The 690-nt window shown below is 29.6% G+C and carries 1 protein-coding gene; it reads left to right on the forward strand.

Annotation, left to right across the window (positions count from 1 at the left end; translation table 11 throughout):
* Positions 1-138: 138 nt before the first annotated feature.
* Entirely contained in the window at positions 139-567 is a 429-nt protein-coding gene (locus V7122_RS24730; protein WP_335529812.1) for a hypothetical protein, read from the forward strand.
* The last annotated feature ends 123 nt before the right edge of the window (positions 568-690 follow it).

A 690-nucleotide genomic window follows, 5' to 3' on the forward strand; every position in this document is an offset into this window, starting at 1 on the left:
ATTGTGAAGAAATGTACTTTAACTAAAGGGGGCGTTTCTTCAACAGGGAGGAACGCTTTTTTCACTAACGGGGCAGGTTAATTGAATAGGTAATTTGACTAAAATAAAGGTAAAAACTTAAAGGGGTTATGGAAGATAATGAGTATAGTTAATTATCTTGGTTGTAATTTCACTTTACCTTACAGTAAAGATGGTAGTGATGACAAAGTTTTAATTGGTAAAAATTTTTCGGATGACCAAATGATAAATTTAGTAAAGAAACACTTTACAACTAAGAATATATATGAGGTTTTTACTGATGGATATGTAGGTATGTCATTTAATGCTAACAACCAAGACCCTTATCTTATAAAAAGTAACAAAGAAGCAAAGAAGAGTTTCCTTGCGTTATGTGATATTTTAAATGAATATCTCGAAGAAGGAGATTATTGCGAGTTATATACTTGTTGGGTTGGAGAAGAGGAAGAAGAAAGAAATTATGATTTTGACCAAATTATCAATCTTAATAACATGGACATCAATAACATTTCGATATTCGAGAAAACACTATTGGTAATAAGAAGATAGGATTCAACTAACGGCGTTCTTTAGAAAAAAATTTTTTAGAAGAATGGTACATAGTTAGGAAAGGTTTTAAAGAAATTTTATCTGCTAACAAAAAATATAAGGCTGTAATTATTAAAAGTGAAA

This window comes from Bacillus sp. JJ1532 (assembly GCF_036965085.1).
In the GTDB taxonomy this organism is placed as follows: Bacteria; Bacillota; Bacilli; order Bacillales; family Cytobacillaceae; genus Cytobacillus.

What these genes read in the sequence shown, in the direction of transcription:
- V7122_RS24730 (WP_335529812.1), top strand. Translation starts at nt 139, where the DNA reads ATGAGTATAGTTAATTATCTTGGTTGTAATTTCACTTTACCTTACAGT.